This is a genomic window from Thalassotalea litorea (assembly GCF_005843925.1).
Lineage (GTDB): Bacteria > Pseudomonadota > Gammaproteobacteria > Enterobacterales > Alteromonadaceae > Thalassotalea_A > Thalassotalea_A litorea_A.
Map to the genome: position 1 here is coordinate 173,844 of NZ_VCBC01000012.1, position 10,064 is coordinate 183,907.

The following is a 10,064-nucleotide window of genomic DNA, read 5'->3' on the forward strand; positions in this document are numbered from 1 at the left end:
CCTTAGATGCATGATTTTTTAAATTCAGCGACGGTAAAAAAAGAACCGAACACCAAAATCATGTCGTTTTTATTGGCATTTTCTTTTGCTATTTTAAAGCCATCCGAAACATTGTCAAAGCCAATACTGCTTACATTGATATTTCGTAACTCTTGGACCAGTAGATCTGCGGTTGCACCTCTTGGTACACCAAGAGTTACCGGGTACCAGGCACTAACCTGATTGGTGAGTGCTTGCAGTGTCGAAGCAATATCTTTATCCCCTAACATGCCAACAATTGCATGTACGCGAGTGTAGCCTTTGGCTGCGATCACTTTGGCCAAATGCCTTGCAGCGTGCGGGTTATGGGCGACATCCAGGATGATATCCGGTGCTTGACTTACAAGCTCTGTTCGACCCGCAACCCGGGTGTTGTCAATCCAGCGGTTAACCCGAGCACTGTTGATTTGACTGGCAATGTCATCAGAAAGTACGGTTAAGGTCATTAATCCGGTCGCGACATTATCTTGTGGAATATATGGCGCATCGAGCCCAGAAAGAGAAAGGTGCTCACTTTGCCATTGCCAGGACCTATCCGCATTGGAGCTATGGCTAAACTGCATATTGCGATAATAACCAACACAGTCCAATTCGCTCAGATACTGAAACACTTGCTGCGGCAAGTCCGGTTCGCCAATGATTGCCGGGCGTCCAACTCGACAGATTCCGGCCTTTTCCAGGCCAATGCTTGCGCGATCATTGCCTAAGAATTGTTGGTGATCCAAATCAATACTTGTAATAACAGACAAATCGGCGTCGATAATGTTTGTTGCATCCAATCGCCCGCCAAGCCCGACTTCTAACAAAACAAAATCGACATCTGATTGCTGACAAATAAGCAATGCCGCTAATGTGGTGTATTCATAATAGGTTAGGGATATTTGTGCTCGGGCGGTTTCAATCTTTCTGAACGCTTGAATTAACGCTTGATCGTTAACGAGAGAACGATTGAAGCGCAGCCGTTCATTAAATTTATCAATATGCGGGGATGAATAAACGGCAACTCGAAAGCCAAGATCAATCAGTGCCGTTTCGATAAATGCACAACTGGTACCTTTGCCATTGGTACCACCAACGGTTATCACCTTTTTGGCATCAAGGTTGATGTTCAAGCGGTTTTTGACTTCCCCGATCCGATCTAAAGTCATATCAATTTCAAGTGAATGGATAGACTCTAAATAAAAAAGCCACTCATCCAGGGTAGTCATAGATAAGTGGCCTTGGTTTTGTTTATTCATAAACCAACTATTTTATTACAGGTTCGTCAATTCCCATAAATTTGGCAATCATGCGAGCGAGTGTGTCACGCATTTCGCGACGATCAACGATTAAGTCAATCGCACCATGTTCCAATAAGAATTCTGAACGCTGGAAACCTTCAGGGAGCTTTTCACGAACCGTTTGTTCGATAACTCGAGGGCCAGCGAAACCGATTAAGGCTTTTGGCTCAGCAACGTTAATATCACCAAGCATTGCCAAACTGGCACTGACACCACCCATGGTCGGATCCGTTAAAACCGAAACGTAAGGTAAGCCTTGCTCACTCATTTTTGCGAGCGCAGCACTGGTTTTTGCCATTTGCATCAAAGACATAAGCGCTTCTTGCATACGCGCCCCACCACTCGCAGAAAAACAGATTAATGGCAAGTTCTCTTTTAGGCAGATTTCCGCAGCTTGAACAAATCGAGCGCCGACAACCGACGCCATTGAACCGCCTAGAAATGCAAACTCAAATGCCGCCACAACGACCGGCATCCCACCAAGCTCACCTTTCAAGATCACAATTGCATCTTTCTCGCCGGTATTTTTTTGCGCCGCGGCAATCCGATCTTTATATCGTTTGGAATCCTTAAACTTCAACTTATCCTGAGGCTCAAGTTCTGCGCCGATCTCGACTTTTTCACCCGCATCCAGAAAAGATTCCAGACGTTTGCGCGCAGTTAAGCGCATATGATGATCACACTTTGGACAAACGCCAAGTTGACGCTCTAGCTCTACTTTATATAAAACCGCATTACATGAAGAACACTTACTCCAGACGCCTTCCGGTATATTGTGCTTACTGGAAGTGGACGTTTTGGCTTTAGGTAGAATTTTTTCAATCCAGCTCATGGGTAATTTATGCCTATTTTTGGTTACTGGGGCTAGATGAACAACCCGTTCAAACTCAGTTGGTTCGGCCATATTCAAAGCACAGCCGAAACGTAATTTTTTATAAACGCCAATTAAACCACACTTTTGCTAATGAACTGTAGCAAAAACTGGTCAGCGTTGTTTTATCGCGTATCCAAAACTATCGAAAATGTTTGTTCACTGCGCTTTACCAAGGCTAAAAAAATGGGATCTAACCGTTCACCTAACCATTTAAATTGCTATTAGTATAGTGCTCAATAGGTGAATATTGCCGACAACGTCGGTTAAAGCCGTTAATTTTGGTTGTCTAGGAATAGCGGGCCCATCGCTGTTTTCGGTAATTGAAACTCTTCAGGGTAATCAACATCAACAAAATAGAGGCCTCCAGAGGGTGCAGTCATTCCTGCCTGGCAACGGTTTTTCAGATACAACACTTCGCCAATCCAACTCACTTCCTCAACGCCACGGCCAACACGTATCAGACTACCAGCAATATTGCGAACCATATGGTGCAAGAATGCATTCGCTTTAATATCAATGATCACGTAGTCGCCCTGACGAGAAACATTACAGTGGTGCACCGTTCGCAATGGCGAATGGGCCTGACAATGGACAGTACGAAAGGAAGTAAAATCATGACGACCGATGAGTTGTTGCGCCGCCTCATGCATTAATGACTCGTCGAGTTCGAAATGGCAATGGCTTAGCCCTTTTAGGAGGATAGCCGGGCGATATGGGCTGTTGTATATCACATAACGATAACGGCGCGCTGTGGCGCTAAACCGGGCGTGAAAATTATCGCTGACAGGATGGCTCCATTTCACCGCGATATCTTTAGGGAGCAAGGTATTCATACCTAACGTCCAGGCTGCCGGACCACGATCATGGGGGGAGTCAAAGTGAATCACCTGCCCTGTGCCATGGACACCGGTATCGGTACGTCCTGCACAGACAATTTCGGTCGGCGCATTGACGATTCTCGATAATGCTTTTTCGATTTCGCCCTGTACGCTTATCACTTGTTTTTGTCGTTGCCAGCCACAATAGCGGCTACCATCGTACTCTATTCCCAATGCAAACCGCATCTTACCCCCTTTCAGAATTTGACGCGCATTATCGTCTATTTCAGCCAATTACGAAAGAAGTTTGCCGATTCAGCAATAATTTAAAACCTCAGGCAACGCGGACAAATACCAATTTTCGCCATTGAGCCCTTCCCTAACGTATTCACTATTCCTGTGGTTAAACGATAAAAAAATACCGGCGAAAGCCGGTATTTTATCGAAATCATGATGACGCGCTAGGATTTTAATGAATACAGCAGTTGCTGAGCTTGTTGCTGCTGACTGGAATTTCCAAGCTTCATGACATTTTTTAATATCACGGCGGCATTATCTTCATCGCCAATTTCAATATAAACCTGCGCCAAATCTAATTTCGCATTCACACCGTGTTTATCATCGTCCACGTTGACTGGGTTTACATTCTGGGTAAATTCCGGAAATTCATCCAAACCCACATCAATTTTACCTTCTTGATAGGGTTCTGCGTATTCTTCAGATGACTCGGAATCGGCAATGATATCTTCAATTTCAACGAAGTCCTGCTCGCTAGAAACGCCAACATGGTTCGAATGGGTCGAAAGCGCATTCGAATCTTCCACTTGCGTCGATGTACTTTCCGCAGCCGATTCAAAACTCATATGCTCGGATTCACTTGAAATTTCTTCGAGTAACTTATCAAACTCGACATCGTTAAAATCATCTATCTCTTTCAATTGCGACGATGATAAATCCGCCCCGTTACCAAATTGAGAGTCTGAGTGCAGTTTTGCCGGTTTAGCTTTAGTATCTTCATCGACCATATCTTCAATGATATGATCCATATTTAGATCATTATCGAGGGTATCATTCGCCTCATTCTTAACCAGGTTCGCCAGAAAATCCGCCTCACTAACCAGTTCGTCCGGTTCAACGTGCGATTCTTTTAGCTCAACCTTAGCAAAAGCTTCCGCTAACGGGTCCCGCGCTTTGGTGGCAGATACCGGTTGGTCGGTAGCGTTGCTGTTAAGTTCGTTTTTCTCATCTTTATTAATTCCACCATCAAATAACACGGCAGAAGGTTGCAGCACAGAGGCATCTTTAATGTTTTCAATGCTATTCTTTTGAATTCGACTATCTGCACGAGTTGACAACGATTTTTCGGTAACGTCCGTTTTGCTGTTAATCGCTTTGGCTTTCGCAACTGGAGTCGATTTTGCAACTTTTATAGTTTGGCTTTGCTTGTTTGCGGAAAATTCAGGTTTTAGTGCCAAAAGCTCTTTTTCAACCCGACGACGACGTTGAACCATGACCGTTAACACCGCAAACAATACAAATAGAAGTCCTATCACACTCCAGTACGCAACTGGGCTGTTGAACACCCCAGCGTTACGTTTCTTCAAAGCTTCCTGCTCTGCCATCAGTCGCTGTTCGCGTTTCTTTGATTGCAGTAACAAAACATTTTGCTCTTCAAGCTTTTGATCCAGTTCCGCCTGATTTTGCTTAGAACGTTCGAGTTCATACTGTAAATCATCGAGTTTAACACCCACGGCCGCGAGACTTTCTTCTACTTCGCTATTGCTTACCTGGGGTTGTGCTGGTGCGGGTTCTGTCGCTTCTTCCTCAACACCTTCCAATGTTAAACCGAGCACTGATGTCTCTGTCGAAGCATTTGCTAACTCGGACGATGCACTATCTTGACTAACCGATGGTTCTTCATTGCTATCGGCTTTCGCGGATTCAAGTTCAGGGTTGGCCTTAGTGTTTGTCGCCACACTTTCCGTTATTGCGGGTTCTGTCTGCGCAGTTACTGATTCGGTGTCCGGTGCGCTTACTGGGTCGAGCGTTGCGACCTGAGTGTTTGGCGCCGTCGTTTCTGCAGCGACTACTTCACCCGTTTCAGATTTGATATTACTGGCAATGGCATTATTAATTCGGTTTAAACTCGAATCACTATCATTTTGCCGATGAAAGGGTACGACTTTATTGATTTGTTCCAGAGTTGGAATTCTCAAATACTGTCCCTGTATCAGAAAATTGATATCGTTGTTGACGAATGCATTGGGATTGGTTTTAAACAGAGCCACCATTACCTGATAATTGGTAACAGAACTATCTGGACGATAAGCGTTAGCTATCTTCCACAAGGTATCAGATGCCTTGATAGGCCCATAGGTGGATTTGTTGTCCCCGACAAAAACATCCTGTTCACTCGCAGTGTTGTCAGTTTGCTGAGCTAAGACATTACTTAGCGGCGCAAGAAACAATGCGGCGATTAATCCAGGAATGAGTGAGGATTTAAATTGTGAAATGCGATAAATAGCCATGAATCAGGTCCTTCCTTCTCACGTTTATCAAAAATAATTTAAACCGATAGGATTAGCGCGACTTTTTGTTATTGTTGCTAATATATCCCAGAATTGGGTGAGATACTAGCGCCATCAATGGGTTAGGAACATATTTATCGATAATTGATGATAAGTTGTTCAATTTATGAATAAAAAAGGCAGGATATGATGATATTCCTGCCTAAATAGCTGCTGAATAAGCACTCGGGTTTGAATCTTTGGAGATTAACCCAAGTAATCCTGAATCAGTAGTTCTGCAATTTGCACTGAATTCGTGGCTGCGCCTTTACGTACATTATCAGCAACAATCCACATGTTAATCCCGTTTGGATGTGAAATGTCTTCGCGGATACGACCAACAAAGGTTTCATCTTTGCCGCTGGCATCACTTACCTGAGTTGGAAAATCTTCATCATTTTCACATACGACAAGACCAGGTGCCTGAGCCAGTAGCGCTTTGACATCCTCTGCTGATATTTGCTGAGATGTTTCAATGTGCAAGGCTTCGCCATGACCATAAAATACGGGAACACGTACGGCAGTCGGATTGACTAATATCGATTCATCACCAAGAATTTTCTTAGTTTCCCAAACCATTTTCATCTCTTCGCGCGTATAACCATTATCTTCGAATGCATCGATTTGCGGGATCACGTTAAAGGCAATCTGACGGCTAAATGCCTTGGCTTCTACCGGTTTTCCTGTCAGTAAATCCGCACATTGTTTTGCAAGTTCTTCAATCGCAGACTTACCCGCTCCCGATACCGACTGATACGTCGAAACATTTACGCGCTCAATGCCTACCGCATCGTAGATAGGTTTTAATGCTACCATCATTTGAATGGTTGAACAGTTGGGGTTGGCGATAATATTGCGATTACGATAATCGGCCAATGCATGAGGATTGACTTCTGGAACCACGAGAGGAATATCATCGTCATAACGGTAATGAGAGGTGTTATCAATAACAACACAACCCGCGTCCGCAGCGATCGGAGCAAATTTAGCCGATGTGGCGCCGCCGGCAGAGAAAAAGGCGATTTGTGCCTGGGTAAAGTCAAATTCATCGGCATCAAGCACTTCAACACTTTCACCATTAAATTCTATCATTTCACCAGCACTGCGGCTGCTCGCTAAAGGATATAATTTATTGACTGGAAATTTTCGTTCTTCAAGAATTTCCATCATGTGTTTGCCGACTAACCCTGTTGCTCCAAGAACAACGACATCAAATTTTTGTCCCATGTTGTTTTCCATACCTAGTTGTTATTCAATTATTTTCGATCAATTCTGAAAGATACTTTTTGGCACCGGCTTGACGGTTAACATGTCAAATGACACAACTCAGTGTTATTGGAATCTGTAACTGAGTTCTATTACGACATTCACACGACTAGCAAAGCCATTTATCGCCTTATCAATTGGCATAGCTAATTCAGACCGATCATGGCTTTTGTATCGAGAACCCAAGTGCTTCAAGCATATTGGGAACCAATGAATCTCCGGCGGATATTTCTAACGCACTAAACTCCCGTCTTACTGGGTAGTTTTTGCGAATCGAATCGAAGCCCTGTTTCAGAAGCTGTTGACGGAAGATTTGATCATCCCGGCGTACATCGTAAACCTGAAATACGCGGCGATAGATTTCTTCCATACGCGCTTGTTCGCTGGCAATCGGTGTTTGTTCCATGCGCACGATAAATTCACCGGCAGGCATAAATTGCCGCAATTCGAGCTTTGGCTCTAATCCGGTAAGTTGACATAATGCCTGATATAACATTTCAGTTCCACGAGATTTTCCTTCTAAGCTATATCCGGCAATATGAGCCGTCGCAATCTGGCAATATTCAATCAGCTCAACCAGCACTTCCGGTTCATTTTCCCAGACGTCCAAAACCAGCTGCGGCCCTTCGCCTGCAAGCTTTTGTGCCAATAAAACCTTATTGTCAATCACCTCGCCACGGCAGGCATTAATCAGGATTTGTTCCGGCGATAATTTTTTCAGGGCATTTTCGTCAAACAAATGAAATGTCGGGTGTTCGCCTGATTGGGTCAATGGTACGTGCAAAGATATCGCATCACATTCAAGTATCTGTGAAAAATCGCAAAAATCTCTCGGATCAGAATCCGCTAATAAAGGGTCGAAAAGCTTAAAAGGAATCTTAAGCGCCGCTAGTTTATTCGCCACCGCAGAGCCGGTATTACCGGCACCGACGATGCCCACAGTAAAGTCCGCTAGATTCGCTTGTAGACGCTGACAAATAACCAATAAGGCACTGATCACATATTCACCAACCGAAACTGCATTGCACCCGGGTGCCGAGGTAAAACTTATATTACGGTTCAATAGATAGTCGGTATCAATATGATCAACACCTATGGTAGCCGTGCCGACAAATTGAATGCGGCGATTTTCTTTAAGCAACGACTCATCCACCCGAGTGATCGAGCGAACCAGCAAGACGTCGGCATCGGCTATCTCGGATGCCGTAACATCTCGCCCGGAAAAGGGTTTTAAGTTGCCAAATCCTGCAAAAAAATCGTTGGCAAAAGGTATGTTCTCATCAAAATAAATATTCATAAAAGAAGTACTCGATAGCGCGCTTGTCGATGCGCCTAATCAAGTGGACAGGCTCTTGATACAGATGCTAATTCATTAACATTTAGTTTACCTTGCATTCCCTCCATAGCCAACAAATGCACGGAAAAGACGTCAAAAAATATTGGGTCTCGATTTTGTTCAATAAACCCTATGAAATATTGGAGGTTAGTTATCGATGAATGATTTTCAAACGATTCGAGACTGCGCCGTGCCCCCTATCGGCGCAAATGGGCTATAGTTGAAGTCAGTTTTGTCCATTGCAATACCGTCTCCATTACCGCTAGCGGGGTCATCACTTGGCAACCATTACCTGTTATGGCGCAGCACAGGAAGTTACCGGCTCCTGCCACTTAATTCGCACCGGAACCACGTCGGTGTTGCTCGATTGCGGAATGCATCAGGGTAGCCGTGCCCGACGTCATTTGGAATCGCAGCCATTTGATTTTAATCCTGCACTTGTCGATGCCGTGATTCTGTCCCATGCCCATCTTGATCACAGTGGCCGATTACCGGCATTAGTGCATGAAGGTTTTGACGGTCCAATCTATTGCACCCAGGCAACGGCACAGTTACTGCCAGTAATGCTATTCGATTCCTATAGTCTCTATCAAAATGACTTAAAACGAATAAACCGTAAAAACCAAAGACAAGGGAAACCCGTACTTAGTGAAGGGTACACCGTCGATGACATCCATAAAGTCATTGAGCAATGTCGACCTCAAGCCTATCGGCAAAGGTTTTCTGTCGATGCCAATTTTGAAGCAGTATTGCTCGATGCTGGCCATATTCTCGGCTCGGCGATTTCACGGATTACAATCAACGAGCGGGATGTCAGAAAAACCTTGGTTTATAGTGGCGATCTGGGGAAGCAAGGGACCTTGTTAATGAAAGATCCTGAAATTGTCACCCATGCGGATATTGTCATGATGGAAGGCACATATGGCGATCGAAATCACCGAGACTTAACCAATACTCTGTCACAATTTAAACAGATTCTTAAAGCCGCGTTTGCGCGCAACGGCAATGCCCTGCTCCCCGCATTTGCGGTTGGCAGAACTCAAGAGTTACTCTTGTATTTAGGGCAACTACAACACAGTGGTGAGCTGGACAATTGGACCATTTTTCTCGATAGCCCGATGGCAATTGAAGTGACCCGGATTTACGATCAATGGCTTACAAGCCTCGATTGTGAAGGGGTGCAATCACTATCTGATGGCGATGCGACCTTACTTAAAAACTTTATCTCTTCTTTGCATCTAACGATTGAGCCCGAGCACTCAATGGCTATCAATAACATAAAAAACCATGCCATTATTATCGCCGGCAGTGGTATGTGTACCGGCGGACGCATTACCCATCATCTAAAACATCGTATCTGGGATAAACGCAACACGATCATTTTTGTAGGTTATCAGGCTCAGGGGACACCGGGAAGAGCCATGGTCAACGGCGTAAAAAACATCAAGCTATTTGGCGAAGACTTGCAAGTCAATGCCAGCGTTGAAACTCTGGGTGGCTTTTCTGCTCATGCCGGCCAGCAAGAATTGCTTGACTGGCTCAAACATTTCAAACCTGCACCACGAATTGTATTGGTTCATGGTGAAGCCGATGCGCTCGACATCTTAAGCGATAAAATCTGGCAGGATTTACAATTGCACTCTGAAGTCCCAGCCCCCGGACAAGTTGTGGCGTTTTAAGCCGGGTATGAAAACTCGCTGAGTACGTATCGCAAGTGATACTCCGGCTACGCGACGAAGAACGTCGCTTCGGGTACGCTGATGTCATCAGCTCCGAGTACACGCTGTTTCGAGTGAAAAGCAAAACCACCTCGCGTCATTCCCTATATGGACTCCCGTTTCATTTCAAGGATACTATCAAAATAAATTGTAAAACTGCTTCCGC

The 10,064-nt window shown here is 44.7% G+C and carries 7 protein-coding genes; 1 reads left to right on the forward strand and 6 read right to left on the reverse strand.

The window, feature by feature from the left end; all coding sequences use genetic code 11:
• Window positions 1–2: 2 nt before the first annotated feature.
• The 6 genes from folC to FE810_RS13075 form a co-directional block, all read right to left on the reverse strand.
• Window positions 3–1,277, reverse strand: coding sequence for a bifunctional tetrahydrofolate synthase/dihydrofolate synthase (folC, locus tag FE810_RS13050; protein WP_138320500.1), 1,275 nt, complete (start codon window positions 1,275–1,277; stop codon window positions 3–5).
• A 7-nt stretch (window positions 1,278–1,284) separates the two neighbouring features.
• Window positions 1,285–2,151: an acetyl-CoA carboxylase, carboxyltransferase subunit beta gene (gene accD, locus FE810_RS13055; protein ID WP_138320501.1), complete on the reverse strand. Its 867-nt coding sequence runs from the start codon at window positions 2,149–2,151 to the stop codon at window positions 1,285–1,287.
• A 314-nt stretch (window positions 2,152–2,465) separates the two neighbouring features.
• Window positions 2,466–3,257, reverse strand: coding sequence for a tRNA pseudouridine(38-40) synthase TruA (gene truA, locus FE810_RS13060; RefSeq protein ID WP_138320502.1), 792 nt, complete (start codon window positions 3,255–3,257; stop codon window positions 2,466–2,468).
• Window positions 3,258–3,472: 215 nt separating this feature from the next.
• Window positions 3,473–5,539 (reverse strand): FimV/HubP family polar landmark protein, encoded by a 2,067-nt coding sequence (locus FE810_RS13065; RefSeq protein WP_138320503.1) that lies wholly within the window; start codon window positions 5,537–5,539, stop codon window positions 3,473–3,475.
• Window positions 5,540–5,785: 246 nt separating this feature from the next.
• Entirely contained in the window at window positions 5,786–6,805 is a 1,020-nt protein-coding gene (locus FE810_RS13070) for an aspartate-semialdehyde dehydrogenase (RefSeq protein ID WP_138320504.1), read from the reverse strand.
• A gap of 199 nt (window positions 6,806–7,004) precedes the next feature.
• Window positions 7,005–8,141: a 4-phosphoerythronate dehydrogenase gene (locus FE810_RS13075; RefSeq protein ID WP_138320505.1), complete on the reverse strand. Its 1,137-nt coding sequence runs from the start codon at window positions 8,139–8,141 to the stop codon at window positions 7,005–7,007.
• A 317-nt stretch (window positions 8,142–8,458) separates the two neighbouring features.
• On the opposite strand from FE810_RS13075, the gene FE810_RS13080 reads away from it, so the two are divergent.
• Complete coding sequence (locus tag FE810_RS13080) at window positions 8,459–9,859, forward strand: MBL fold metallo-hydrolase RNA specificity domain-containing protein (protein WP_138320506.1); 1,401 nt, start codon at window positions 8,459–8,461, stop codon at window positions 9,857–9,859.
• Window positions 9,860–10,064: the final 205 nt, after the last annotated feature.